The organism is Clostridium sp. AM27-28 (assembly GCF_003480955.1).
GTDB lineage: Bacteria > Bacillota > Clostridia > Lachnospirales > Lachnospiraceae > Otoolea > Otoolea fessa.
The window spans coordinates 152,728-177,685 of the sequence record NZ_QUJT01000007.1; the positions used below are offsets into that span (position 1 = coordinate 152,728).

28 protein-coding genes are annotated in these 24,958 nt (G+C 51.6%); 15 read left to right on the forward strand and 13 right to left on the reverse strand.

The window, feature by feature from the left end; translation table 11 throughout:
- Positions 1-6 precede the first annotated feature (6 nt).
- From DW720_RS09525 to DW720_RS09590, 13 genes are all read right to left on the reverse strand, one after another.
- The gene (locus DW720_RS09525) at positions 7-1,650 is read right to left on the reverse strand and encodes a C40 family peptidase (protein WP_118749574.1); all 1,644 of its coding nucleotides are present in this window, start codon (positions 1,648-1,650) and stop codon (positions 7-9) included.
- The gene (locus tag DW720_RS09530) at positions 1,631-3,901 is read right to left on the reverse strand and encodes a VirB4-like conjugal transfer ATPase, CD1110 family (RefSeq protein WP_118749583.1); all 2,271 of its coding nucleotides are present in this window, start codon (positions 3,899-3,901) and stop codon (positions 1,631-1,633) included. The genes DW720_RS09525 and DW720_RS09530 overlap by 20 nt, the downstream gene beginning before the upstream one ends.
- A gap of 46 nt (positions 3,902-3,947) precedes the next feature.
- A complete protein-coding gene (locus DW720_RS09535; protein ID WP_118749575.1) occupies positions 3,948-4,328 on the reverse strand; it encodes a PrgI family protein in 381 nt (126 codons plus the stop codon).
- Complete coding sequence (locus DW720_RS09540) at positions 4,316-4,906, reverse strand: MT-A70 family methyltransferase (RefSeq protein ID WP_118749576.1); 591 nt, start codon at positions 4,904-4,906, stop codon at positions 4,316-4,318. The genes DW720_RS09535 and DW720_RS09540 overlap by 13 nt, the downstream gene beginning before the upstream one ends.
- Positions 4,903-5,577 carry a site-specific DNA-methyltransferase gene (locus tag DW720_RS09545; RefSeq protein ID WP_347560712.1) on the reverse strand — a complete coding sequence of 225 codons (675 nt, stop codon included), beginning with the start codon at positions 5,575-5,577 and terminating at the stop codon, positions 4,903-4,905. Before DW720_RS09545 ends, DW720_RS09540 begins: the two co-directional genes overlap by 4 nt.
- Positions 5,578-5,706: 129 nt before the next feature.
- Positions 5,707-6,573: a VirB6/TrbL-like conjugal transfer protein, CD1112 family gene (locus tag DW720_RS09550; RefSeq protein ID WP_118749578.1), complete on the reverse strand. Its 867-nt coding sequence runs from the start codon at positions 6,571-6,573 to the stop codon at positions 5,707-5,709.
- A 12-nt stretch (positions 6,574-6,585) separates the two neighbouring features.
- Positions 6,586-6,798: a Maff2 family mobile element protein gene (locus DW720_RS09555; protein WP_097785041.1), complete on the reverse strand. Its 213-nt coding sequence runs from the start codon at positions 6,796-6,798 to the stop codon at positions 6,586-6,588.
- A gap of 92 nt (positions 6,799-6,890) precedes the next feature.
- Positions 6,891-8,729, reverse strand: a complete 1,839-nt coding sequence (locus tag DW720_RS09560) for a VirD4-like conjugal transfer protein, CD1115 family (protein WP_118749579.1) — start codon at positions 8,727-8,729, stop codon at positions 6,891-6,893.
- Positions 8,716-9,171, reverse strand: a complete 456-nt coding sequence (locus DW720_RS09565; RefSeq protein WP_347560713.1) for a PcfB family protein — start codon at positions 9,169-9,171, stop codon at positions 8,716-8,718. The genes DW720_RS09560 and DW720_RS09565 overlap by 14 nt, the downstream gene beginning before the upstream one ends.
- Before the next feature lie 60 nt (positions 9,172-9,231).
- On the reverse strand, positions 9,232-9,945 hold the full coding sequence (locus DW720_RS09570) for an antirestriction protein ArdA (protein WP_118749580.1): 714 nt from the start codon (positions 9,943-9,945) through the stop codon (positions 9,232-9,234).
- A 1-nt stretch (position 9,946) separates the two neighbouring features.
- Complete coding sequence (locus tag DW720_RS09575; protein ID WP_055060880.1) at positions 9,947-10,288, reverse strand: hypothetical protein; 342 nt, start codon at positions 10,286-10,288, stop codon at positions 9,947-9,949.
- A gap of 290 nt (positions 10,289-10,578) precedes the next feature.
- Positions 10,579-11,952, reverse strand: coding sequence for a ParB/RepB/Spo0J family partition protein (locus DW720_RS09580; protein WP_118749581.1), 1,374 nt, complete (start codon positions 11,950-11,952; stop codon positions 10,579-10,581).
- A 452-nt stretch (positions 11,953-12,404) separates the two neighbouring features.
- Entirely contained in the window at positions 12,405-12,890 is a 486-nt protein-coding gene (locus DW720_RS09590) for an entericidin EcnA/B family protein (protein WP_107001141.1), read from the reverse strand.
- A gap of 36 nt (positions 12,891-12,926) precedes the next feature.
- Between DW720_RS09590 and DW720_RS09595 the strand changes: the two genes are divergently transcribed.
- The 15 genes from DW720_RS09595 (at position 12,927) to DW720_RS09655 (ending at position 24,836) form a co-directional block, all read left to right on the forward strand.
- Entirely contained in the window at positions 12,927-13,721 is a 795-nt protein-coding gene (locus tag DW720_RS09595) for a response regulator transcription factor (protein WP_338108859.1), read from the forward strand.
- Positions 13,718-15,070 (forward strand): HAMP domain-containing sensor histidine kinase, encoded by a 1,353-nt coding sequence (locus DW720_RS09600; RefSeq protein ID WP_107001139.1) that lies wholly within the window; start codon positions 13,718-13,720, stop codon positions 15,068-15,070. Before DW720_RS09595 ends, DW720_RS09600 begins: the two co-directional genes overlap by 4 nt.
- Positions 15,070-15,195, forward strand: a complete 126-nt coding sequence (locus DW720_RS15995; RefSeq protein ID WP_243023761.1) for a DUF6040 family protein — start codon at positions 15,070-15,072, stop codon at positions 15,193-15,195. Before DW720_RS09600 ends, DW720_RS15995 begins: the two co-directional genes overlap by 1 nt.
- A gap of 164 nt (positions 15,196-15,359) precedes the next feature.
- Positions 15,360-15,536 (forward strand): DUF6019 family protein, encoded by a 177-nt coding sequence (locus tag DW720_RS15740; RefSeq protein WP_021939191.1) that lies wholly within the window; start codon positions 15,360-15,362, stop codon positions 15,534-15,536.
- A gap of 24 nt (positions 15,537-15,560) precedes the next feature.
- On the forward strand, positions 15,561-16,250 hold the full coding sequence (locus DW720_RS09605) for a response regulator transcription factor (protein ID WP_118742995.1): 690 nt from the start codon (positions 15,561-15,563) through the stop codon (positions 16,248-16,250).
- Complete coding sequence (locus tag DW720_RS09610) at positions 16,226-17,509, forward strand: HAMP domain-containing sensor histidine kinase (RefSeq protein ID WP_118742996.1); 1,284 nt, start codon at positions 16,226-16,228, stop codon at positions 17,507-17,509. The genes DW720_RS09605 and DW720_RS09610 overlap by 25 nt, the downstream gene beginning before the upstream one ends.
- A 186-nt stretch (positions 17,510-17,695) precedes the next feature.
- Positions 17,696-19,144, forward strand: coding sequence for a ParB/RepB/Spo0J family partition protein (locus DW720_RS09615; protein ID WP_117529949.1), 1,449 nt, complete (start codon positions 17,696-17,698; stop codon positions 19,142-19,144).
- Between the two features lie 283 nt (positions 19,145-19,427).
- Positions 19,428-19,769 carry a hypothetical protein gene (locus DW720_RS09620; protein ID WP_003020223.1) on the forward strand — a complete coding sequence of 114 codons (342 nt, stop codon included), beginning with the start codon at positions 19,428-19,430 and terminating at the stop codon, positions 19,767-19,769.
- Complete coding sequence (locus tag DW720_RS09625; RefSeq protein ID WP_118047964.1) at positions 19,769-20,482, forward strand: antirestriction protein ArdA; 714 nt, start codon at positions 19,769-19,771, stop codon at positions 20,480-20,482. The genes DW720_RS09620 and DW720_RS09625 overlap by 1 nt, the downstream gene beginning before the upstream one ends.
- Before the next feature lie 124 nt (positions 20,483-20,606).
- Positions 20,607-21,005 carry a PcfB family protein gene (locus DW720_RS09630; RefSeq protein WP_081445593.1) on the forward strand — a complete coding sequence of 133 codons (399 nt, stop codon included), beginning with the start codon at positions 20,607-20,609 and terminating at the stop codon, positions 21,003-21,005.
- Complete coding sequence (locus DW720_RS09635; protein WP_118047965.1) at positions 20,992-22,827, forward strand: VirD4-like conjugal transfer protein, CD1115 family; 1,836 nt, start codon at positions 20,992-20,994, stop codon at positions 22,825-22,827. The genes DW720_RS09630 and DW720_RS09635 overlap by 14 nt, the downstream gene beginning before the upstream one ends.
- A 95-nt stretch (positions 22,828-22,922) precedes the next feature.
- Complete coding sequence (locus tag DW720_RS09640; RefSeq protein WP_097786389.1) at positions 22,923-23,081, forward strand: Maff2 family mobile element protein; 159 nt, start codon at positions 22,923-22,925, stop codon at positions 23,079-23,081.
- A gap of 154 nt (positions 23,082-23,235) precedes the next feature.
- On the forward strand, positions 23,236-23,508 hold the full coding sequence (locus DW720_RS09645) for a helix-turn-helix domain-containing protein (protein WP_002592127.1): 273 nt from the start codon (positions 23,236-23,238) through the stop codon (positions 23,506-23,508).
- A complete protein-coding gene (locus DW720_RS09650; protein ID WP_117534454.1) occupies positions 23,468-23,857 on the forward strand; it encodes a TnpV protein in 390 nt (129 codons plus the stop codon). The genes DW720_RS09645 and DW720_RS09650 overlap by 41 nt, the downstream gene beginning before the upstream one ends.
- 16 nt (positions 23,858-23,873) lie before the next feature.
- Positions 23,874-24,836 (forward strand): DUF3658 domain-containing protein, encoded by a 963-nt coding sequence (locus DW720_RS09655; protein ID WP_014078537.1) that lies wholly within the window; start codon positions 23,874-23,876, stop codon positions 24,834-24,836.
- The last annotated feature ends 122 nt before the right edge of the window (positions 24,837-24,958 follow it).

Consider the following 24,958-nt stretch of genomic DNA (forward strand, 5'->3'; position numbering starts at 1 on the left):
CCTCCTTTACGGTAGTCGCCCGTAGGCGTAAAGATGGGACTGCCAATAGCTGCTGTTCAGGTTGGCATAGCTGATAGGATCGCCACAATGGAGCATCCAGCCGTCGCCCACATAGATGCCCACATGAGAAATGCTCGCTGTGTCATAGGTGCCGACAAAGAACACCAGATCACCGGGCCGGGGGCTGCTCGTCCGGGAGCAGATGTTATAAAGGCCCTGCGCCCCCAGCCGCCCGAAGCTCCAGCCGCATTGATTGTAGACATAGCTGACGAAGCCGGAGCAGTCAAAGGATGTGGACGGACTGCTGCCGCCCCACACATAGGGGAAACCGAGATACTTTTCCGCTTCTTTCAGAATGGCGGCAAAGGTTTCATCGTCCAGATAGGACTCTGGGACTTCATGCTCCGGCGGGCGGTTGGTGATGTATTTCCCGATATAGCCGGACGAGGGGAACAGATCGGGCCGGTTTCCCAGCGTGGACATATACAGGGCGTACATGGAAAGCTGCTCCTCGGACATCATGTAAACCGGGACGTGGGAGAGATTGAAGTTTTCCAGCGTGACATAGCAGATGTAATAGTTGTACGGCACCTCCATCTCATAGTCGTTGCCCTCTCTGTCCGTCCGGGTAACGGTGCGGTAGCGCACCTCCACCACCACATCCTCGGTCAAAATGTACTGGTAGTCAAAGAGGTCTTGCAGCGTCCCGCGCACCTCTTCCAATGTCCACGCGCCCTCATGGAGCGCGGAGATCATGGAGATCAGCACATAGGGATCGTGTTCAATGCTGTCGAGGTCAAAATGGTATTCGTCGTAATCGTGGGTGCGGGTGTAGGTGTCGAGGTAGCGTTGCAGCTCGTCCTCCAAAGCGCAGTAGGCGGCCTCGGCTCCCAGCATATCCGCGTCCTCCGCCTTATAGGTGCTGGCGGCGATGGCCGCAAGGGTGCTGTTTCCCACGGAAACCATCGAGGACATACACGATTGCAGGGTCAGCACCACCAGCAGGCAGCCCAGCGCAAGCAGCGTCCCCACGGGATGCCGCTTGACGAACGCCGCCGCTTCCCGGACAAACCGCTCTGTGGCTGACGCGGTTTGTTCGGCGGCCTTGGCGGTCTGCTTGGCGGTTTCCCGCGCCTTGCGCTGATACTCCCGTTTCAGCTTGTGGCGGTGCCATAACCGGGCGGCGGCGCTCTGCGCCTCCGGCTGCTCCTGTGCAAACTTGCGGGAATGGTAGTCCGCCGTGGCCTTGATGTACCGGGACTCCGCACGGGCGGCAGCCTTGGCCGGGTGCTCCCGGATGGCCCTGCGTACCTTGTACCGCCCATAGTGCAGCGCGGCCTCGCCGGAACGCTCCACAAAATGACCGCCCTCCACACCTACATTGTCGCGCTCCTCCTGATACACCTTTCCATGCAGAAAAGCATGGGTTTCATGTCCGGCGATCCGGGCGATCCGCTTGATGGGGCCGGGCTTTTTCGGCGGCTTCTGCTTTGCCAGCCTTTCACGGGCCTTGTTCAGCCGTTCCTCCCGGCTCTCCATGCGGAGCTTGGACTTGTGGAGCTTGGCCTGTTCGCTGTCGGTATGGAACTTCTGGCCACCGTGACCAGAAGCAGCCCCGCCCTTGGGCGGCTTATTCTGCCTGTTTTCCATTGGCAGCGTCCTCCGGCTTGGTAGTCAGCAGGTCGTAAATCTCGCCACGGGGGAAGCGGTCAACAAACGGGATGGTGACGCTGCCATAGAACAGCAGGCCCTCGCCGGAGTTGGACTGCGTGATATACGATAGCTGGTGCTCTGAAATACCGATCTGCTTGGCAAGAATGGCGCGGTCACTCTGCGCCTGCGACAGCAGGATCATAAAATCCGTGTTGTCCAGAATGTTCTCGATCTCCCGGCTGGCCAGCAGGTCTTTCACATTCTGCGTCAGGGCCGAGGGGACGCAGCCCTGTTTGCGGAGCATCTTCCAGACGGTCACGAAGTAACTGGCGGTCAGCGGATCGCGGAGCAGAATATGGAACTCGTCAAAGTAGCACCACGTCGCCACGCCGTTTTTGAAGTTGGTTCCCACCGCAGAGGTGACAAAATCGTTGGTGATGTGCATGGCGATCTTGCGGAGGTTTTCGCCCATGCCTTTCAGCACAAAGCACACCACGCGGGAATTGAGGTTGACGTTGGTGGGATGGTTAAAGAGATTGAGGGAGCCTGTGCAGTAAAGTTCCAGCGCCGTTGCGATCCGCTTGGCCTCCGGCTCCGGCTGGCGCAGCAGCTCCTCATACAAATCTTGGAGCAGCGGCGTTTTGGCCGTTTCCAGCCCCAGCGCCATCTCCCGGTACACCTGACGCACACAGCGGTCAATGACGGTTTTCTCGATAGGCTGCAAACCGTCCCGGCCTCCCACCACCAGTTCACACAGCGACAGCAGAAAATCCGCTTTCAGGGACAGGGGGCTGTCTCCGCCGCCCATGTCCATCTGGACATCCATCGGGGAAATGTGGTTGGGGCTGTCCGGCGCGATCTCGATGACCTGACCGCCCAGCCGTTCCACCAGCGGAGCATATTCGCCCATCGGGTCAACCACGATGATGCGATCCTGCGGGATGGCAAGAAAGACGTTCAGCAATTCACGCTTGGCGGCAAAGCTCTTGCCGCTGCCCGTGGAGCCGAGGTATAAGCCATTGGCGGATTTCAGCTTTTTGCGGTCAGCCATGATGACGTTATGGGATAGGGCGTTCATGCCGTAGTAGAGGGACGGGCCATCCATGCGAAGCTCCCTCGTCATAAAGGGAACGAAGATGGCCGTGGAGCTGGTGGTCATGCCGCGCTGAATTTCAATGCCGTTGTAGCCGAGGGCCAGCGAGGACATATAGCCCTGCTCCTGCTGCCAGTCCAGCCGCTTGACGACGCAGTTATATTTCTGTGCGATGCCGTTCACGGTGAAAATGTCGTTTTCCAGCCGCTCCCGCGTGGGGGCGGTGTTGACGATCAGGAACGTCAAAAGAAACATTCGCTCGTTGCGGCTTTGCAGGTCGGCCAGCAGCTCGGCGGCATCCTTGGAAAAGGTGACGAGATCGGGCGGGAGAATGTCAGGATCATATCCGGCGCGGGTAGCCTTGCGCTGCTCCTCCACTTTCATCTTGTCAATGTCGGAGATTTTGCCCTTGACCGTTTTAATGGCCTTGACCTGATCCACCGTCTGAATGTGCATGGTGACAGTCAGCTCGGCATCCAGCTCCAAAATCTCCAACAGCAGCTTGTCCGACAGCTCCGACGCCATAATCTGCAAGTAGGACACCGCGCCCCATGTCTGGCCCACGCGGAACGAGCGGCTCTGCCGGAAGTCAAAGCTGTCCGGCACGATAAAGTCTTTCGTTCCCATGCCCGTATGGGCGATGTCCGCCCACTTGAAGCGGAACGGCTCCCGGCTGCCGGGGTGAAGCTGGCCGTGCAGCAGGGCCAGACGCTCCCGCCCGTCAAGGGGCTGGCTCTGTACCCCCAGCCGCTTAAAGTTGCCGATCACGTCCGCCTCCACACGTTCCAGACGGGGACGGGCGGCGGCCACATTTTCAGCGGGGATGCAAAAGGTGACGTACTTGGCCCGTTCGATACCGTTGTTGCTTTTGGCGATCTGGTTTTTCAGCATCCCCGTGTATTCCGTGCGGACGCTGTTGAAGCGGTCATCCGCCTCGGAGATATTCACCTTGTAGCGGCTCCCGGAGCGGCTGCGGCGGTTGACAAAGGAAAGCTGGAACGGCAGCGAACTGTCAAAATAATTCAGCCACGAACTCCAGCCTCCGAAAATGGCCGTCTGATCCTCGGCGGACGCAACGGAATAGTTGATGTCCTCATATTCCAGCGTTTTTGTGTAGACACCGCCGGGGAGCTGACAAATGCCGTCTGGCAGCATCCGCACATAGGGAATGGTCTGCTGGGCCGATATGGTCGCCGGACGATTACAGGCCCGCGTCAGGCTTTTTGACTTCTTGGGGCTTTTGCTCAAGTGTGACCTCCTTTCCCGCAAACGGGGCGTAGATATTCTGCGTCTGATAGGGCCTCACACCGGGCCGCAGGAACTTGGCCCGGATGATATTCCGGGCCACCTTTTCAAAGGGCAGGCCATCACGCTCATACATCGCCATGAAAAAGGCCGGGAGCATGATCGCGATCATCAGGAACATCGCCCCGGTGCCGCCCAGCGCGTGACGGGTCAGCAGATACACGGGGATACCCACGGCAGCCGCGCCGCCGAAGCAAATAAGCTGGCGGCGGGTAAGGTTAAAGGCAATTTTCGTCTTGATCTTGGAAAGATCGTTGGGAACATTCACATAGGGCAAGAAACATCCTCCTTTCCGCTATCTTCTGGCCACCGTGACCAGAGGCCCGCTGTCGGCTCCACCTCGTTGCCCCACACGTCCCAGCCGGGAGTGGTCTGCCGTGCGAACAGCTCCACGCGGGGCCTGTCGCCCATGAGGGCAACAATCTTGTCCCGCGTTTCGTCCGGCTTTTTGCTGTGGGCCTCGATGGGGGAAATGATAAATTGGTGAATATCGGCGGCCTGCCGCTTGGGGTGTCCCTTGGTCGCCAGCAGGCAGACCTCGGCGTTGGCCCTCGTCCAGAAGCCCAGCCCATAAAACCAGCTATCCGCCTTTTTGTTCTTTTTGAGCCAGACAAAAGCGACGCTTTTATAGGTGAAGCCCCACGCACGGATGAGCCGCAGGGCCTCCGGGAGCTGTGGGAACGTGGCCCACATGAAAAGGGCGCTGTCCTTGGCCGCAAGCTCGGCCACAGGCAGCGCGCACAATTCATCAATGCTCATGGTGGGGTAATGGTTTTCTGCCGCCCCCTGCACTTTCTTTGCGGAGTAGCGCCACGGGGGATCGGCGTAAATAATTTCGTAGGTTCCTGTCATCATTCTCCTTTCCCGCCAGATGCCACAGCCTCCTGAGCCCGCCGGATGCGCTCCGTGGCGGGGCCGTAAAAGGCCGGGGCGGTTTCAAAGCAGACGAAGCGGCGGCCTGTGTTCAGCGCGGCTACGGCAGTTGTGCCGGAGCCAGCGCAGACGTCCGCCACCACCTCGCCGGGGCGTGTGTAGGTGCGGATCAGGTACTCGCACAGGGCCACGGGCTTCTGCGTGGGATGCGCGGTGGTTGTCACCGTGGGGAACGCCAGCACGTTCCCCGGAAAGCGCCGCCCATCGGACTCGCCGCTGGTGCGTTCAAACTTTCCGTAGTTGGGGCTGTTCCCGCTGCAACGGTGGATTTTCTTGTACGGCTTGCCCTGTTCAAACTGCGGGAAATAGGCCGGGGACTTCTGGTAGAACACCAGAATGTTCTCCGTCTTTTTCAGCGGAGCGCGGCGGGCATTGAGAAAACCCGTGCAGCGGCTTTTGTACCATACCCACTCATAGCGGAGCATGGCGAGGTTGGACGCGCCCAGCACCTTGTCATAGGGGCATTGTGCGAAAAACAGCACCGCGCCCTCCGGCTTGACAGCCCATTTCACCGCCTCCCACAGCTCCGGGAGCGGCAGCGGCACATCCCAAAAGTTCCGGGTCGTGCCATAGGGCGGATCGGTCAGCAACATATCCACGCTATGCTTCGGCAGGGAACGCAGGCCCTCAATGCCGTCAGAGAGGTGCAGGCCCTCCGGGATCGGCCTCTGGCCACCGTGACCAGAAGCGGCGGTATCAGCGATAAGATCACCTTTCCTTTCTCAATGGGCGCTGAAGATGCTTTTGGAGATCGTCCCGGTTTTCATCAGCATGAAGCACAGAAGCACCGTATAGCCGATACAGCCCCAAATCGCGCCGATAGGATCTCCGCCTGTGGCGATACCCTGAATGAGCACCGCATAGATGGCAACGCAGACGAGAATCAGCATCCCCTGAAAGCCCACGGCAAACAGGGAGCGCAGATAATTCTGGCCCATCGCGCCAAGCTCTCGGTTGGAGAGCGTCGCCACGGGGATGGGGGCTAAACTGGTCAGCAGATATATCTCGATCATGCGGCCATATACGATCACGAAAATAAAAATGTTCAGCGCCAGCATGGTAAACTTAATGAGGAACGATTGCAGGAACAGGCCCAGCAGAGAGCCAAGCTCCATCGTTTCAAGGGTCATTTCCAGATCGGTCAGCATATCCGGCGTGATGTTGGTTGCGCCTGTGACGATGCCCGCCGCGCTTGCGATCACGCTTTGGGACACGTCAAAGACTGCCATGACAATATTGAACGTGTTGGACAGGATCAGGATGGCACAAGTGGTTTTGAATACCCATTTGTAGATATTCGCTACATCGAACTCGTGCATATTGTTCTTTTCCAGTATCATCTGGATCAGCTCATAGGTGGCAACGAAGGTCAGGATCAATCCGGCAATCGGCAATATCACCGTTTCGGAAAGCTGCCGTATCAGGGAGAACACCCCGGCGTTCCATGCCGCCGGGGTAGTCCCCACCTGTACGGATATTTCCCCGACGCGGGTATTCACCGTGTCAAACAGCCCCTCGAGGTTTCCCATGATGCCCTCGATCAAAAGCCCTTTGAGCCATTCCGTGATCCATTCGGTGAGAATACCCATCGGCAGCTACACTTAAAACAGGGTAGACAGCAGAGGGATCAGGGTCGTACCCAGCACGATGATGCCGCCGCCCGCCATGAGCTGCTTGATGCCCTGGCTTTTGGCCGCTGCGTTATCCGAGCCGTAGCCCTCCAGCAGATTGACCACACCCCACACGGCAAGGCCAGCGCCAAGCGCCACGACGAGAGTTTGCAGGGTAGTAACAGCAGAAGCAAAAAACTGCATAAATCCTCCATTTCTCCGGGGTCAAGGCCCCGGCTATGAAAAAAGCCGCCATTTCTGGCGGCAGCTGATCCTCTGGACACCGTGACCAGAGGTTATACAAAGGCGTCCGGGTCGTCGAGATCGTCATAGTTGAGGATGTCCTCGTCCTCGCCTGTGAGCGCCTCGTCCGGCACGTCCACCTTGTAAACGGTATAGGTTTCGTTGGGGTTGAGCTTGTCCATCCGCCGCGTCACAAGGCTGTTGAGGTCAAAAGCGTTCTTCACCTCGTCAGCCTCGGCGGTGTATTTGTAGTTTGGATGCTGCTTCAAATCGTACTTCTTGGAGTAGAACGGCGGCAGCCCTCGGAGCTGCAAAATGCACCGATCTCCGGGCATGGTGGCAAGCTCGCTGGGTGTCATTAGCTCCCGGCCCAGCCGCTGCGTGTTCTGGCTGTAGCTTTCGGACTGGCCCCGTGAGCGTCCCTCGGTCTGCATGGAGATGGTGGCCTTGCCCAGCCAGTTTTCTGAAATTTCCTTGATGGTGCTGGCTTCACGGCCACCGAGGAACAGCACGCTATCCATGTTGCCGAGAATGGTTTCCGCGTTCTTGTCGTAGATGGCCTTGCACTGGGCAAGCTGCTGATACAGCAGGCACAGGCTGATCTCACGGGAGCGGATGACGGCCACCAGCTTTTCAAGCTGGGGCACCTGTCCCGTATTGGCCGCCTCGTCCCACAGTACCCGCACATGATGGGGCAGCCTGCCGCCGTGAACATTGTCCGCCCGTTCACACAGTAGATTGAACATCTGCGAAAAGGCCAGCGCCACAAGGAAATTGTAGGTGCTGTCCGTGTCGCTGATGCAGAAAAAAGTAGCCGTCCGGCGATCTCCCATGCGGTCAAGCTCCAGCTCGTCATAGGACATGATCTCCCGAAGCTGGGGAATGTCAAAGGGGGCCAGACGTGCGCCGCAGGAAATGAGGATGCTTTTGGCCGTCTTGCCGCTGCTTAGCTTGAATTTGCGGTATTGCTTCACGGCGAAGCAATCCGGCTTGCGTTTGGCGAGGCCGTCAAACATATAATCCACGGCGTTTTTATAGTTTTCGTCATCCTCCTTGACCTCCATGCCGGAGATCATGTCCACCAGCGTATTCATATTCCGATCCTCGGCAGGCCCCTCGAAAATGATGTAGGCAATCAGGGCGCAGTACAAAAGCGTTTCCGCCTTCGTCCAGAACGGATCGCCCTCCTTGCCCTCGCCCTTGGTGTTGGTGATCAGGGCGTTCACGAATTTCAGGATGTCGGCCTCGTTGCGGATATACGACAAAGGGTTATAGTGCATGGACTTGGAAAAGTCGATGCTGTTGAACACTTTGATCTGATAACCCCGGCGCTGGAGAAAGGCTCCGACCTGTCCCAGCACACCGCCCTTGGGGTCTACCACCACATAGGAAGAATGGGCTTGAAGCAACTGCGGCGTGAGCCAAAAGCGGGTCTTGCCCGAGCCGGATGAGCCGATGCCGCAAAAATTGAGGTTGCGGGCATTGGAGGGATTTTTGGGGCGGGTATTCATGGTGAGCCGTTCCGTTGCAGTCAGCAGCATATTGTTTTCAAACTTGGGATCGACAAAAGGCTTAATGTCCTTTTCTGTTCCCCAGCGGGCTGTGCCGTACTCGGCATCGCGGCGAAATTTCTTTGCTTTTTTCGCCTTGCAGTAGATCAGCAGCCGGAACGCCAGCGCACCCACAACGCCCACCAGCCAGTCAAAGGGGACAAGACCGGGGGCGAAATCGGCAAAGGCCGCGCCGATGGTCTGGCCCAGCCCCAGCAGCTTTTCCCCGAAGCCCGCACCAGCGGCCAGACGGTACGCCGTGCCGATTTTCAGGCAAAACCAGCCGATGAACAGGTACGGGATATTCGGAAGAACATACTTCCTGATTTTATCTGTCACCATGCGCCGCCTCCTTTGTCAGCTCCCGCTGGGGCTGCTTTTTCACCTGTTCCTCCGCCTGCCGGAGTTGCTCCCGGATCGGTGTCTGCCGGGACTTGGCCCGTTTCAGCTCCAAACGGGAATACTCGGCAAAGCAGCCTGTGATGGCGTCGGCCTGCCGTGCCTTGAACAGAAGCAGATATTTTTCATCCCCCACACGGCGGATGGCATAGTCCACGCCCCATTTCCGGGCCACCTTGTCAAACAGCTTAGGCGTGTCCACTTCAATGGCGTTGGTGTCCCCACCGTGGCCCATGAGCTTTCGCACACTCTGTTTGCCGTGGGGTGTCTGCGCCTTGCGGTGCTCCTTGGCGATCTTCCAGCCCACGGCTGCCACCACATAGGCCAGCGCACGGGCGGTCAGCTTGGACGCCTTGACGCTGATGGCGATGGTCTGCCGGGACACTTCATCTCCGACGATAGCTTACACCTCCTTTGCCCTCTGGCCACCGTGACCAGAAGCGGCCTATCTGTCCTCACGGCTGGCGGGGAGCCGCAGCTTTTCCTCGTTCAGCGCCGAACGGTCTATGACCTCCTGATACGCCGCCATCTGCTCCCGGATATTCAGCTTGGGATAGGCGAAGATACGGTGCTCCGGGGGAATATCCTCCATCCCGTGATACCGCTCCACAAAGCTGCCGCCGTTATTGAACACATAGCCGCCGGGGGCAAAATGGCCGCCGTCGTTGATCCGTGCGTCCCGCCCGTAGGCTTCAAAGTCGAAGTAGGGCAGCACATTATCCGGCACATCCAGCATTTCCATTTCCTCGATATAGGCCCGGCCCAGCGCCTCCTCACTGTCGATACCGGGGTAGAAGTCATAGCAATCCAGATTTTGCGCGAGGTTGATCAGGTCATGGACGCTGCCCGTGTATTCGCCGCTGTCAATGACGGCCTCAAACTTTTCAATGTCGCTCTGGTCGAGGTCAGACAGCACATGGGCCAGATGGTTCAGCTCGTCAATGCTTTCATACTCGCCCAAATGGTCATACAGGCCCAGCACATCACCGTCGAATGAGGTAATAAAGATTTCCTCATACCGTACCCCATCCACGCCGATGCGCTTCAAAAGGGCCTGCACCTCCTCCGTGGTGGCCGGGAATTTCAGCGTTTCGCCTACAAGCCGCCCCTCGTTGTATTTGCCGAGGTTGGTTATGTAGGCTTCAAACAGGGATGACATATCAGCGGCGGCCCTGACGCTTTACGGTCAGGATGCCGTCCAGCGTGGTTGCCGTGATCCCCAGCCGCTGGGCCACAGCCACATCGTTTTTCATGCTTTCCGTGGAGATACTGCCGCACACCACCAGCACATGAGAGCGGCGGAGCAGGTCACGGCCCATGTCGATGCCGCTCTTGTGCTCCTCGGGAACGGCGTCGTTCAGGAAAAGGGGCTGATAGAGCGTGGGGCAGATGGGCGAAAAGCCCGCCTCATAGACAGCGCGGCAATACTTGGCGGCCTGCTCTGTCGCCTCACAGGGATCGCCGCTCCACGCGGCGGTGATATACGCAAGGGGTCGTTTCATTGTGAAAACCTCCGTTTTTATATAATGTGGTGGGTCAACCTTTTCCCCCCGCCCTTTTCCAATCTTGGAAAAGGGGGCGGCTCTGGAGAATATACCCCCGCCGCTTGCCGGAGAAAAAGCACAGCCGGGGCAGGCGGTCAAGGGCAAAGCCGCCGCACACGGCGGGGCGAAGCCCCCTTGACAGCCCACTCCCGCCTGTGCTCGATTACGGGCGGCGACGGGGGATATAACCCAAAGAGCCTGTCCTATCGGGGCAGCAAAAAGCCTCTGGTCATGGTGGCCAGAGGTCGTTACTTTTCCATATCCATTTTTTTATCGGGCTTGGCAAGCTCGGGCGGCTGCCGCTCTTTCCAGTCCTCCAGCAGCGTCATGATCTGGTCTTTCATCTGCCGGGGTGTGGCCTCCTTGCCAAAAAACTTTTCCAGTTCAGCGCCAGTAATGATCACGTCACGATCCTCCTTTTTCTTTTCTTCACACAAAATACCGTCGATCACATCCGGGGAGAGCTTGTTTTCCTTGTCCAGCTCGCGGAGCCGTTTTGCCTGACCCTTGGAGGGCGAAGCCTGCTGGCCCTCAATGGACACGGCGATATACTTCTGGTGCTTGGGCCGCACACGGGAAATTTCCACAGCCGGGGTAAAAGACAGCTTTCCGTCATCCATCGTCTGCTTCAATTCCGGCACAAGATCATTGAGCCAGATATATCGCTGTACGGTTTTCACGCTCATGCCGTTGCGCTGGCCCACGCTTTCAAGCGAGAGCTTTCCGGCCTCGGTGCTGTCGCCACGCGCCCCCTGATGCTTGATGGCCTCATACTGCATTTTCAGGGACATGGCCTTTTCGCTGGGCAAAATCGTTTCACGCTGACGGAGGTTGTCATCCGTCATAGCGAGAATGGCCTCATCATCTGTCATATTGCGGACGATACAGGGCATATTGCGATACCCGGCAAGCTGGCTGGCCATCTGGCGGCGGTGGCCCGCGATGATCTCATAGCCGCCGCCCTCACGGGGACGCACCAGCGCGGGCTGGTTGACACCGCCGTTGCGGACGCTCTCCACCAGAGATTTCATTTCCGCATCGTCACGGACACCGAAAGGATGATCCTTGAACGGATGCAGGTCGGAAAGGTCAAGATAGACGATTTCCTCTTTTTCGTCTCTGGTAGCGTCACGAGGCGTAGGCGGCACTTCCGGGGCCGGGGGCGCTGCCTTTTCTTCGGGGGCCGCATGGGTCTTGCCAGCCTTGGGCGGCTTACCCTGCTCCGGGGCCGTTTTTTCCGCCTTGGGCGGACGGCCTCGGCGTGGCTTCTCCGCCTTTTCCTCTTTCTTGGCCCCCGGCTCTGTGGGCGCAGCTTTTTCGACTTTTGCAGTGCGGCCCCGTTTGGGCTTGGGCTTCTCCGGCTCCGGCATGGGCTTTTCCCATTCCTGCTTGCTGTACTCGGTGACGGAAACGGGCGGGGCCTCCGGCTCCTTTGGGGTGTCCGGCGGAGCGTCCCTTTCCGGCGCGGGACGCACAGCGGAAAGGTCAATCACCTTTGCGGACGGAGCGGGGCCGCCGCCCACATCAGGGATCTCGACCTGCTCCATTTCCGGGGCCTTTCCCGACATTTCAGGCGGGGCCTGTTCCTCCGTGGTAGGGGGATGCTTGTTTTCTTCTGCCATGACACGAATAACCTCCTCAACAAGAATTTAGGCCACGCCGCACGGCTGGCCCATATCGGCACACAGAGAAAACGCTGTCTGCATACAAAAACACCGCCTATGTCCTATTAGGCGGTGCATTGTGTAAGGCTTGGCAGCTCATTTTCAGTTGTTTTTCTCTGTGTGCCCTTGTCAAGCGATGTTTCTTTCATAAAACATAGACACAAAATTTAATATTATATGGAGAATGGCACAGGTGCTAAATTCGGTAATCATCAATAAAATAATAGCCAAGCTGGGATATATATCCATGCTTGACTACTATCTAACAGTTTGTGAAAACTAAAGAACCGCCTTGGTACGGAACCGTATGCCAGGTGGTGTGGGAGGTCGGTAGATAAAATAATTATCTACCTCCTACCCGATTTTAGAAATTAAGAAAGTTCTGCCACATTCTTGTAGCCCGGATGGAATTAATCATCAATGCCGTATTTGTTTTCCAGCGCTTCTTCTGCTAATTCCAGTTCATCTTCCAGTTTTTCAATCGCGCGTTCTCTCGCTTTGTATATCTCGAAGCTAATCTCTTTCATCTGGTAAGCATACTCAAATTCATCATCAAGTTTATCCAGTTCGTCATCAACTGCGTCTACCTGTTTTTTCAAAGCGTAGAATTGTTCGTGATTCTCAGATGCATTTGTAGATGTTTTTGCATTGTTTACACTTTTTGTTATATTACGGATATCGTTTTCATAAGAAGAGAAATCATAATCCATTTCGTTCGCATTCTCTACTGCGTTTTCTGTGTTGCTGATATTATCATCATTGTCATCTGTATTTGATGTTACAACTTCCTGTGTCTTAATTTCTATATCTTCTGCTGCTCTATTATTGGATGAAGTGCATCCTGTAAAAGCAAATATTAATGTGAGAGATAATAAAACTACTAATATTTTTTTCATAACGTGTTCTCCTTCCGTCTCTTGGATGTTTTGTTTTTGCTGTTATATGTATCATATAGGGGGAAGATTAAAAAAAGATTAAAACAAATAGTAATTTCAAAAAATGAAAAAAGGACTCTAGCACACGAAAATGATTGGTATTATAATAATTACATTATGAGATTACTGATTGTAGAAGACGAGAATGATTTAAGAAACATTGTCAAAAAAAGGCTTGTCAAGGAACATTACAGTGTAGATGCCTGTGGGGATGGTCTGGAAGCGATGGATTATATCGATATGACTTCCTACGATGGTATTATTCTTGACATCATGTTGCCGGGAAAGGACGGATATGAAATCTTAAGAGAATTAAGGCAACGAGAAGATGATACACCGGTTCTGTTACTGACAGCAAAAGACAGCATTGAAGACCGTGTCAAAGGACTGGATCTTGGTGCCGATGATTACCTGATCAAACCATTTGCATTTGAAGAACTGCTTGCAAGAATCCGTGTCATGATGCGTAGAAAGCCACAATTTACATCCAATCAACTAAAAATAGCAGATCTTATTCTGGATCGTGACACAAGAAAGGTTACAAGAGCCGGAAATGAAATTGATCTTTCTGCAAAAGAATTTATGGTTCTGGAATGTCTTATGCGCAACAAAAATATCGTAATGACAAGACAGCAGATTGAACAGAATGCGTGGGACTTTGATTTTGAAGGCGGTTCCAATGTGATCGACGTATACATTCGCTATTTGCGAAAAAAAATCGATGCACAATATGAACAAAAACTCATCCACACTGTTCGCGGTGTTGGATATGTAATGAGGGAAAACGAATGAAACAGATGACGATCAAGAAAAAAATTACGCTATGGTACACCGGAATCATCGCCGTAGTTCTTGGGACTATTCTAGTTCTCTTCCTTCTTTTTGTGGATAGGATTGGAATTTCTGCGACAGAAGAAGCAATCAGTGCCGCAGTGACCGGATTCTCTTCAAATATTAATTTTCAGGATGATTCCTTTTATCTTGACGGCGATACCGAATTTTACGATAACGGTATTATGTTTTGTATTTATGACAAAAACGGACGATTACTTTATGGAACGATTCCAGCCCAATTTCCAGAAGAAACTATCCTCATGTCGAATACACCGCGAACGATAAGCGAATCAAATCGAAAATGGATGATATATGACAGCGTTTACACTTACGGTGATGATGACGAAATGTGGGTACGAGGAATTACCTCTGTACATTCTATAGAACTTTTCATACAGACATCCGAGAAAATGCTGTTGATTGTATTCCCATTACTCATTATTCTGATCGGGGCCATCGGATATTTTATGATCAAGCAGGCATTGAGACAGGTGGATCGTATCTGCGATGAAGTTGAAAACATCAGCAATGGAAAAGATCTTTCCAAACGATTGTCTCTGCCAAAAGCAAAAGATGAATTATACGAATTGTCGAAGAAATTTAACGAAATGTTCGAGCGCTTGGAATTTTCGTTTGAGAAGGAACGTCAATTCACATCAGACGTATCCCATGAATTGCGGACTCCCGTTGCTGTTATCATTTCCCAGTGTGAGTACTTATTGGAAAATGAAAACTTATCTGCGGAAGATAAGGAAGAGATTGCAGTCATCTTAAGGCAGGCAAAACGAATGTCAAAGCTGACAAGAGAAATGTTAATGATCGCCAGAAACGAACAGGATGAGCAGCATCTGATGGAAAAACTGGATTTTGGATTATTAAGCGAACTTGTAATAGAAGAACTGCAGACAAAAGCACAGGAAAAAAATATTGAGATCACCCTGCAAAAGCAGGACGACTTATTTATGAATGGCGACCAGACATTGATTTTGCGTATGATGATGAATTTAATAACCAATGCCATCAATTACGGAAAAACAAATGGACATATTCATGTTATCCTGAAGGGCGAAAATGACCAGATTGTCGGTGAAGTGAAAGATGATGGTATTGGAATAAGTGAGGAACACCTGGACAAAATCTGGGAGCGTTTCTATCGCATAGACAAAAGCCGTTCCAGAGAAAATGGCGGTACCGGTCTCGGCCTTTCTATGGTGCGCTGGATTGTAAACCTCCACAATGGAACCATTCACGTCGAAAGTATCGAAGGTATCGGAACGAGTTTTATTTTCCGATTTCCGAAAATATAATGAGTACAGCTATCGTAATCTATTTTGGAAAATGGATAAAATCTGTCATTCCGATAAACCTCATTGTACTGTTACTACTTGGGCATGCCCTGCACCCTTGTATTTGCCCTTATCAGAGTCCATAAACGCTGGTGGGACGATATAACACAAGGGAAACAATAAGGGAAAGCTCACCTGCGATAAACCCAGTGTTTTCAATGGTTTGAGGAGAATTTAATAACAAAATATAATAGTTATTAAATCTCTTAAAACAGGTGAAATCTCAATCGAGATTGACAGAGGTAATGAAATGTTTGAAGAATTAGGAATTAGTTTTGGCACAGCACTAATCGTATTACTTGCATTATATTTTATAATTAAATGGGCGGTCAAAAATGGAATAAAAGAAGCCTATAGGGATATTACAGGGAAAGTCACTACCGAGGATATTGAGGCAGAACAAATATGTAACGAAGAGGAAAAATAGTTAATAAAGAGAGGTGCATATGCTATGCCAGGTATACTCGTGGTTGAAGATGATGAAAATTTAAATCGTGGAATTACATTTTCATTGCAAAAATCCGGATATGAGGTTTTTTCAGCAGAATCAGTGAAAAAAGCGAAAAGAATTGCAAGTGATAATAATGTGGATGTTACCATTTGTGATGTGAATCTTCCGGATGGGAATGGACTGGAATTTGTAAGGTGGATGAGATGCAATTATAATACATACATTATTTGTCTTACAGCACTAGATCAGGAGATGGATCAGGTCATGGGATATGAAGCAGGGGCAGATGATTATATTACAAAGCCGTTTAGTCTTTCGGTACTTCTTTTGAAAATAGAAGCACATTTCCGCCGCAGACAGGAGAAAACGGAAGCCGGAAAGATGATTTCGGGAGATATCGTATTTATCGCAGGAGAAATGAAAGTCCTGATAAAGAGTCGTGAAACCAGTCTGACAAAAACGGAGTTGAAAATGCTGACTTTTTTTCTTCAGAATCCGAAACAGATTCTTTCAAAAACACAAATATTGGAAAATGTGTTTGATCTGGAAGGGGATTTTGTGGATGAAAATACAATCGCTGTCAATATCAGAAGACTCCGTGAGAAAATCGAAGACAATCCGGCTGCACCGGTCTATATAAAGAATATCAGAGGTCTTGGGTATATATGGAATCAGGAGGTAAGGCAGTGACAAAGAGATATCGCAAGAAGATTACAGTAGCGCTCTCCTTGGTATTACCTGTCATAGTATTGTTTGCAATATTAAATTGCTTTACCACGTATGTGTTTTATGAAGATTATAAATATAAAATGAATCTTATGACAGAGATTGCTGCAAAGGAAGAATTTTCCGGGCTGGATGCTGTTTCGGAATTGCTTAAGGATAAGGATATTGAAACTAACGAACAGGGAAGGCGATTATTGGAGCAATATGGATACTGGGGGAATAAAGGGAATGCATTTTATTCGCAATTCCGGCATCAGGTTATGGTGACCGGTGCTGTAAGCACTGTGATATGCGTGCTTCTTTTGACTTTTTTACTTTATTGGAAGAAAAAAGAAGATGCGTGTCATCAGAAAATTTTAGACCAGTTGGAAGAAATTCTGATCAGATTCCGTGAAAATAAATTTGATGATTTACTGAAAACGGAAAATCATGCAGAACTGGAAAAATTGAATGACCAGCTTGAAGCAATCGGACATCATATTCAGTTGATAAAGGAAGAATCAAGGGCAGAAAAGGAGAACACGAAAGAAATGGTTTCTGATATTTCTCACCAGTTAAAAACACCGGTTGCAGCTTTGGATACATGTTTTAGTGTGCTGATGCAGAATGACTTAAGTGCCACAGAACAGGAGGAGTTTCGTATCCGTTGTCGGAGTGCTCTGGATGGACTGGAGACATTATTGCAGTCGCTTCTTGAAATATCCAAGATGGAAACTGGACTGATTCAGATTAATAAGAAAAAACTTCCGCTTATGGATACTGTCATATCTGCTGTGAACTGTACTTATCCAAAAGCGGATGAGAAAGAAATTGAATTCGTTTTTGACTATGCAAAAGAGCTGGAAACATGCATGGTTATGCAGGATAAAAGATGGCTTGGTGAAGCTGTGATCAACGTTCTGGATAATGCAATCAAGTACAGCCCGGATGGTTCAAAAATATTTATCCGGTTACAAAAAAGAAACGATCTTGTAAGAATGGAAATTGAGGATCAGGGAATTGGTATTCCGCAGAATGAGTATCACAAAATTTTTCAACGATTTTACAGAGGAAGTTCCAGGAAGGTCATGGAAAAGAGTGGTACAGGAATCGGACTTTTTCTATCGAGAGAAATTATCGAAAAACACGCAGGTACGATTACGGTAACCTCCGGTAAAAAGAAAAAAGGAAGCACGTTTGTGATTCAATTACCATATGATTACTTCCTATTAGGAACACTGTAAATACAAGGCTTTTCGGAGCCTGCAAACCAGAAAAAATAATATTTGATCTATCACATTACGCAAAAAGCCGTCCGGCATGAGAAACGGGCGGCTTTTTTGCGTGGATAGACGGAAAGGAGGCACAAAAATAACTACAAAATTTTAGCGCTCTAATTTGTGCAACTTTAACGAAAAGGAGGATCGTAAATGGCCGATGAAAAACTGAATACTGGCCCTGCGGAGAATATTTCCCCGGAGGCCGCCGAGCCTATCGCCACACCCGAACAGGCCGCAGCATCTGAACCCCAGCAGGAACAGACCGAGCCTGCCATACCTGAGCCCGGCGATGTGGTTGTGTCCTTTGACAAAATCAATGAGCTTATGGCAGAAAAGAGACAGAACGCCCGCGCCGAAGTCGAAAAGGCGGAAAACCCCGAAGCGCCGGAGGCGGCAGCCCCCGGAGAAACACCGCAGCCCGCCAATACGGAGGAACCGAAAAAGCCGCGCCGTGGCCGTCCGCCGAAAGCAGAAAAGGCCGCGACTGAAAATCAAAAATCGGAGAAATCGGCTGAGGCCCGCAAGGGCCGCCCACCCAAGGCGGATAAGACGGCCCCTGACAAGCCCAAGCCGTCCAAACGAGACAAAGTGTCCCGAAGTGACGGAAAGGCCCCGGATGCCAAGGAGCCCATTAAGCCCGCACAGGATACGGCACCGAAGGAAACTGCTACTGCGGAACAGACGGCTCCCGAGCCGACCACACCGCCCCGCCCGGTTGAGGAAGGCAAGCTGGTTTATCTGAAACTTTCCGAGGTTCATCCATTTCACACATTCCGTCCGCACCCCTTTAAGGTAAGGGACGATGCGAAAATGCAGGAAATCGTTGCTTCTATCCGCGTAAACGGTGTAATGGTTCCCGGTCTTGCCCGCCCGGAGAAAGATGGAAACGGCTATGAAATTGTAGCGGGCCATCGCCGTACCCACGGCAGTGAACTGGCGGGGCTGGAGGAAATGCCCTTTATCGTCCGTGAAATGACCGACCACGAAGCGGTACAGGCCATGAAGGACAGCAACAAGCAGCGTGACGGGATGCTCCCCAGCGAATTGGCCGCGCTGCTGGAACTCGAGGTTGAGGACATCAAGCATCAGGGCGGGCGGCTGAAAGGCGTTGCAGAAGGCGATGTTGGGAAACGCTCGGTTGAGATTGTGGGCGAGGCGCATGATATGAACTATAAAAAGGTCATGCGCTACTTGCGGCTCAACTCCCTTGTGCCGGAGCTTCTGGATAAGGTAGACGATAAAAAGATGGGCTTCATGCCTGCCGTGGAGCTGTCCTACATCAAACCGAAAAATCAGAGGCTTATCGCTGTTTCCATTGACGGGGAGCAGGCTTCGCCCTCGCTGGCCCAGGCTAAACGGCTCCGGGAGCTGGATAAGGAAGGCAAGCTCAACGGCGATGTCATTGACGGTATCTTATCAGAACAGAAAAAGGAGGATCGAGGCGTGATTATTTCTACTGCGGAACTGGAAAAGTATTTTGGCAAGGAGGTCACTCCCGCCAAAATGAAAGAACAGATTATGTCCCTGCTGGATGACTGGAAAGAAAAACAGCCGCCGGAGCTGGCAAAAGCCCCGAAAAAGCAGGAACTTGACAAGTAACAACTTCGAGACACTTTGTCCCGAGGGCCCCGCCCTCGCGCAGAGGCTCTGGTGGTATATATCCCCCGTCGCCGCCTGTTTTTTAGTACAGCCGGGAGTGGGCCGTCAAGGGTGCAGCGCACCGCCGTTTTCGGCGGCTCGCCCTTGACGGTCTGCCCCGGCTGTGCTATTTCCCCGGCAAGCGGCGGGGGTATATCCTCCAGAGCCGCCCCCTTTCCCAAGACTGGGAAAGGGCGTGGGGTTTGGGTTGAACTTTCTTATTAAAATATCGGAGGTATGAACGATGAAACGACCCCTTGCTTATATCACCGCTGCATGGCTCGGCGGCGATAGCGAAAACGCAGAACTGGCGGCGCAGTATTGCCGCACCGTGTATGAGGCAGGCTTTTCTCCTATTTGCCCGCCCCTGTACTTGCCCCTGTTTCTCAATGATGCTGTTCCCGAGGAGCATAAAAGCGGCATCGACATGAGCCGTGACCTGCTCCGCCGTTCTCATGTGCTGGTTGTCTGCGGGCACAGTATGACCGAAGCCATGAAAAATGATATTGCCGTGGCCCAGCGGCTGGGAATTACGGCAACAACCCTTGAGGGCATCCTGACCGTCAAGGGACAGGGCCGCCGCTAATGGCAACCCTGTTTGAAGCCTACGTTACCAACGCGGGGAAGTACAGCGAGGGCCAGCTTGTGGGTGAAACACTGAAATTTCCCACAACCGCCCAGGAGGTGGAGACTCTCTTGAAACGGATCGGCGTGGATGGCGTCCGCTATCAGGAAATTTTTATTACCTCTTTCGATGGGGATGTGCTGGGGCTCTATGACCATCTGAGCGAGTATGAAAATCTGGACGAGCTTAATCATCTGGCCTGCCTGCTTTCCGAGCTTACCTCATCGGAGCTGGAAACACTGGAGGCCGTCCTCGACAGCGGCGATCACTGTTCTTCGGTACGGGACATCATCAATCTGACACAAAATCTGGACTGTTACGGCTTTTACCCCGGCGTATCCGATGAGGAAACGCTGGGGCGTATTTATGTGGACGATCTGGAAATGTTGGATGTGCCGGATCAGGTAAAACCGTATTTCGATTATGAGGCGTATGGCCGGGATGCCTGCATCCACGAAAACGGCCATTTTGCCCCGGGCGGCTATGTTGTCAAAGAAAGCGATCATTTCGTGGAAGTGTATCACGGCTTGCAGGATATTCCCAAGGAGCATAAGGTATTCTCTTTCCCGAAACTCTCTATCCGGGAGCAAATGGCCGCTTATCAGGAAATCATAGACGGTTCTTCTTTGGAGGGCTACCGTCAAATGCAGAAAAAAGACCGTGGGGATCGGTGATGGCACTTCGAGACAAATTGTCCCAAGGAAGGAGGCGGTGTAACTGATTGATGAAGATATTTCCCGGCGCACGATAGCCATATCCGTAAAAACAACCAAGCTGACGGCGCGGGGACTGGCGTATGTGCTGGGCATGGTGGGCCGGAAGATCCGCAAGGCATACCGTGGGCGGCAAGTACCGCATGGAAAACAAAGTGTGCGAAAGCTCATGGCCCACGGTACAGCCACCAACAGCATTGAGCTATCCGGGGATGCCAAGTCCTTTGACCGCGTGGCCCGGAAATGGAATGTAGACTATGCGTTCTATAAAACCGGGCCGGACAAATACCTGCTGTTTTTCAAGGCTGGACAGGCAGACGCAATGACCGCCTGCTTTTCTGAGTATTCCCGGAAAGTGTTAAGCAAAGCAAAATCGAACCGTGTTCCCATCCGGGAACAACTGCAACAGGCGGCAGATCAGCTTTCCAAAGAAAAGCCGAAGCAGAAAGAACGTGCAAAGGAGGTGGCCCATGAGGACAGATAAGATCAGAAAATATCTCATTCCGAACATTCCCTATCTGTTCATCCTGTGGGCGTTCCTCAAGCTGGGAACGGCCTACCGGCTGGCGGCGGGGAACGATTTTGCACATAAGCTCATCGGGCTGGGCCAGACGATTGGCCCGGCCTTTGCGGACTTTGCCCCCGGCCTTGTCCCGCTGGATTGGCTTGTCGGTATTGTAGGCGCAGTTGGTTTCCGGCTGCTGATCTATTTCAAAAGCAAGAACGCTAAGAAGTTTCGGCGGGATGCAGAATACGGCAGCGCTCGATGGGGAACGGAAAAAGACATCAAACCGTTTGTCGATCCGAAGTTTGAAAACAACGTGATTTTGACCGGGACGGAGTTTCTCACGATGAACACCCGCCCTAAAATCCCCGCAAATGCCAGAAACCTGAATTGCTGTATTATCGGCTCATCCGGCTCCGGCAAAACCCGCTTTTGGCTCACGCCCCAGCTTTTACAGGCTCATTCCTCTTATGTGGTGGTCGATCCCAAAGGCGGTGTGCTGGGACAGGTCGGAGCTTTCCTGCAAAAACGCGGGTACAAAATCAAGGTATTCAACAGCATAGATTTTTCAAAATCCATGCACTATAACCCGCTGGCGTATATCCGCAACGAGGCCGATATTCTGAAATTCGTGGATGCCCTGATTTCCAACACCAAGGGCGAAGGCAAGGAAGGCGATCCATTCTGGACGAAATCGGAAACGCTTTTGTACTGTGCTCTGATCGCCTACATCATTTTCGAGGGGCCTGCCGAGGATCGGAACATGAATACCCTTGTGGATATGATTTCCGGCATGGAGGTCAAGGAGGATGACGAGGACTTTATGAACGCGGTGGACTATATGTTTGCCGGGCTTGAAAAGCGCAAGCCGGATTGCTTCGCGGTCAAACAGTATAAAAAGTACAAATTGGCCAGCGGCAAGACGGCAAAAAGCATTTTAATTTCCTGCGGTGCGCGGCTGGCTCCCTTTGACATCCCGCAGCTTCGTGAAGTCATGGCCTATGACGAATTGGAGCTTGACCGCATCGGAGATCGGAAAACGGCGGTATTCTTCATCATTTCCGATACCACGCAGACCTACAACTTTTTAGTGGCGCTTGCATTTTCGCAGATGTTCAACCTCCTGTGTGAACGGGCGGACAATGTTCACGGTGGCCGCCTGCCGCACCATGTACGGGTGTTGTGGGATGAGGCAGCCAACACGGGACAGGTGCCCCAGCTCGAAAAGCTGGTCGCGGTTATCCGCTCCCGCGAGGTGAGTCTTTGCCTGCTATATCAGCAGTTGGCACAGTGCAAGGCCATTTACGATAAACACGCCGAGACAATCCTCGGCAACATGGACAGCGTGGTGTTCCTCGGTGGCCGCGAAGCCAGCACCATCAAGGAAATATCCGAGAACTGGCTGGGAAAAGCCACAATCAGTATGCAGACTGACAGCCGCTCCCGTGGCCAGTCGGAAAGCTACAGTCAAAATACCCAGCGGCTGGGCCGGGAACTGATGACCCCAGCCGAACTTGCAACCATGCCGGGAGATAAATGTATTTTGCAGCTTCGGGGCCTGCCCCCGTTCTTCTCTCCCAAGTATGATCTGAAACGGCATCCGAACTACCGCTATACGGCGGAGGCCGATAAACAGAAAAACGCTTTTGACCTCGACAGGCTCATTAACCGCCGCAGGCGGCCCGGTCTGAACGAGGCGTGTACGATGTATGAGGTGACTGTGCCGGACGATGCACTCACGGAAGAGGACGAGGACATCCTCAACTATGATGACATCGACGATCCAGACGCCTTTGCATAAATGCTTCGAGACAAAGTGTCCCGAAGTTTGTAACCTGCCGCCTGCATGGGCGGCTTTTTTGTTACCGGAAAAATCCCGGAGAAATGGAGGCTTATATGGCATTTTTCTCATCTGCAATCGACACTTTACAGACCCTCGTTATCGCGCTCGGCGCTGGCCTTGGCGTGTGGGGCGTGGTCAATCTGCTGGAGGGCTACGGCTCGGATAACCCGGGCTCCAAGTCCCAGGGCATGAAGCAGTTCATGGCTAATTAAAGGGAACAAAAAGAAAGGAAAAACCAATCCAGACGGTATCAGCGGCAGGCTACAAGAATAAATTGTGATTTCACAAGATTGGTGTTATAATAAGAGAAAAGTTCCTGCCGGGGCAACCGCCCCGGTGGTATGGATAGAAAGGCAGGAAAATAATATGCACATCAGCTATAAACCACTCTGGCACACACTGTTAGAGCGTGATATGAGAAAAGAGGATTTAAGGCTTGCCGCTGGTATGACAACAAATATGATTGCCAACATGAGCAAAGAGGGAAAGCACATCAGCATGGATACATTAGCCCGTATCTGCGAAACGCTGAATTGTGAGATTACCGATGTGATTGAGTTAGTACCAGACGAGCCTGCTTCCACAGGAGGTAAGGAACATGAGCGAATTGAAACCAAGAATAACAGAAAACGGAATTGATTATATCCTTGTTGGAGATTACTACATCCCAGACTTGAAGCTGCCGGAAGAACACCGCCCCATCGGAAAGTACGGACGGATGCACCGGGAATATTTAAGAGAAGTCCACCCAGCCAGATTGAACACATTGACCTTGACCGGGGAGTTATGGACATACCTTGCAGACCTGAACGAACAGGCACAGGAACGGTTAGACACCATCATGGAGCAGATGAAAGCCACCGAGGGCGTGACCGAGGAATTGAAGCGTACCCGTCAAATGGAATGGGTGCAGCGTTGCAATAACATTCACAACCGAGCAGAAGAAATTGTTTTGCATGATATAATTTATTCATACGGGAGTAATTAAATCGGAGGTATATAAGATGATTGAAATTGTATTTGGTGAAAGTGCCTGTGGAAGTTTGAAAATTGCCCAAACTTACGGTAAGGGAAAGTATAGAGGAAGTGCAGTTTCGGTCTTTATGAGGCACGAAGATGGGAGTGTTCCATCTTCAGATGAAATGAAAGAAGCACAAATTCAAGCACAGGAACAAGAACATATTGCTTGGGAGAATGCTATTCCATTGGGAGGCAAGAGCAGTGATGTTTATTGTTTTGATATGGCTCTTAGTGTGGGAGATATTTCTGATAATGGAATTGGCGAACAGCGGAAAAATGTTCTCAAGAAAATGCTGTCTGTCTGGTTTGTAGAGGATTTAGACTATCAGGTTGAAGAAAAAATACAGAAAATTAAAACTACATTGTCTTCGGTTATTGAACGATATGTAGCTGGGGAAGAAGTTCGTATTTGGTATAGCTATAATCCGGATGAACTTTGCGGTATGTACTGGCTTATGAAACAACTTCGACCATTAAACTGTCAGACAACAATTTATTTGGTTAAGTTACCTGCCTGGGAATATGGAAAAGAAAATACTATGACATCCAAAATAGCATGGGGTGAGGTTTCTCCTGGCGAATGGGGAAAATATATAACTCTACAAGAAAAAGCTAAGCCTGTATTTCTTTCAGCTTGTGCTATGAAATGGAATCAACTTCAAAATGAAAATGCACCTTTGCGTGCAATGCTAAATGGTAAATTGCAAAGTGTTTCAGAAGATATATATGATAGTTTCATTCTTCGTGAAATTGCGGAACAGCCAGAGCAATTCAAAATGGCTATTGTTATAGGTAATGTTTTAGGAAAATATCAACTTGGAATTAGTGATGTATGGATTTCTAATCGCATTGATAAAATGCTTGAAGATGGTGTGTTGGAAATTATACAGGACGCACCAAAGGGAGAAACAAATTATCGCCGGATATTAAGAAAACGAATGAAATAATAACCACAGCAAGAACCGCTGCTACATGGAAGGCACCCCAACCATGCAACAGCGGTTTTTTTTACCGTTTTTTCCTCTGGCTGATAGGCGTTCCCATTTTCTTTGATTTTTTGAGAATCCGA

Bases quoted from the DNA above. Each gene is read 5' to 3' on its own strand.
- DW720_RS09525 (WP_118749574.1), bottom strand. From the start codon at position 1,650: ATGGAAAACAGGCAGAATAAGCCGCCCAAGGGCGGGGCTGCTTCTGGT.
- DW720_RS09530 (WP_118749583.1), bottom strand. From the start codon at position 3,901: ATGCTGCCAGACGGCATTTGTCAGCTCCCCGGCGGTGTCTACACAAAA.
- DW720_RS09540 (WP_118749576.1), bottom strand. From the start codon at position 4,906: ATGATGACAGGAACCTACGAAATTATTTACGCCGATCCCCCGTGGCGC.
- DW720_RS09545 (WP_347560712.1), bottom strand. From the start codon at position 5,577: ATGTTGCTGACCGATCCGCCCTATGGCACGACCCGGAACTTTTGGGAT.
- DW720_RS09550 (WP_118749578.1), bottom strand. From the start codon at position 6,573: ATGGGTATTCTCACCGAATGGATCACGGAATGGCTCAAAGGGCTTTTG.
- DW720_RS09555 (WP_097785041.1), bottom strand. From the start codon at position 6,798: ATGCAGTTTTTTGCTTCTGCTGTTACTACCCTGCAAACTCTCGTCGTG.
- DW720_RS09560 (WP_118749579.1), bottom strand. From the start codon at position 8,729: ATGGTGACAGATAAAATCAGGAAGTATGTTCTTCCGAATATCCCGTAC.
- DW720_RS09570 (WP_118749580.1), bottom strand. From the start codon at position 9,945: ATGTCATCCCTGTTTGAAGCCTACATAACCAACCTCGGCAAATACAAC.
- DW720_RS09575 (WP_055060880.1), bottom strand. From the start codon at position 10,288: ATGAAACGACCCCTTGCGTATATCACCGCCGCGTGGAGCGGCGATCCC.
- DW720_RS09580 (WP_118749581.1), bottom strand. From the start codon at position 11,952: ATGGCAGAAGAAAACAAGCATCCCCCTACCACGGAGGAACAGGCCCCG.
- DW720_RS09590 (WP_107001141.1), bottom strand. From the start codon at position 12,890: ATGAAAAAAATATTAGTAGTTTTATTATCTCTCACATTAATATTTGCT.
- DW720_RS09600 (WP_107001139.1), top strand. From the start codon at position 13,718: ATGAAACAGATGACGATCAAGAAAAAAATTACGCTATGGTACACCGGA.
- DW720_RS15995 (WP_243023761.1), top strand. From the start codon at position 15,070: ATGAGTACAGCTATCGTAATCTATTTTGGAAAATGGATAAAATCTGTC.
- DW720_RS15740 (WP_021939191.1), top strand. From the start codon at position 15,360: ATGTTTGAAGAATTAGGAATTAGTTTTGGCACAGCACTAATCGTATTA.
- DW720_RS09605 (WP_118742995.1), top strand. From the start codon at position 15,561: ATGCCAGGTATACTCGTGGTTGAAGATGATGAAAATTTAAATCGTGGA.
- DW720_RS09610 (WP_118742996.1), top strand. From the start codon at position 16,226: ATGGAATCAGGAGGTAAGGCAGTGACAAAGAGATATCGCAAGAAGATT.
- DW720_RS09615 (WP_117529949.1), top strand. From the start codon at position 17,696: ATGGCCGATGAAAAACTGAATACTGGCCCTGCGGAGAATATTTCCCCG.
- DW720_RS09620 (WP_003020223.1), top strand. From the start codon at position 19,428: ATGAAACGACCCCTTGCTTATATCACCGCTGCATGGCTCGGCGGCGAT.
- DW720_RS09625 (WP_118047964.1), top strand. From the start codon at position 19,769: ATGGCAACCCTGTTTGAAGCCTACGTTACCAACGCGGGGAAGTACAGC.
- DW720_RS09635 (WP_118047965.1), top strand. From the start codon at position 20,992: ATGAGGACAGATAAGATCAGAAAATATCTCATTCCGAACATTCCCTAT.
- DW720_RS09640 (WP_097786389.1), top strand. From the start codon at position 22,923: ATGGCATTTTTCTCATCTGCAATCGACACTTTACAGACCCTCGTTATC.
- DW720_RS09645 (WP_002592127.1), top strand. From the start codon at position 23,236: ATGCACATCAGCTATAAACCACTCTGGCACACACTGTTAGAGCGTGAT.
- DW720_RS09650 (WP_117534454.1), top strand. From the start codon at position 23,468: ATGAGCGAATTGAAACCAAGAATAACAGAAAACGGAATTGATTATATC.
- DW720_RS09655 (WP_014078537.1), top strand. From the start codon at position 23,874: ATGATTGAAATTGTATTTGGTGAAAGTGCCTGTGGAAGTTTGAAAATT.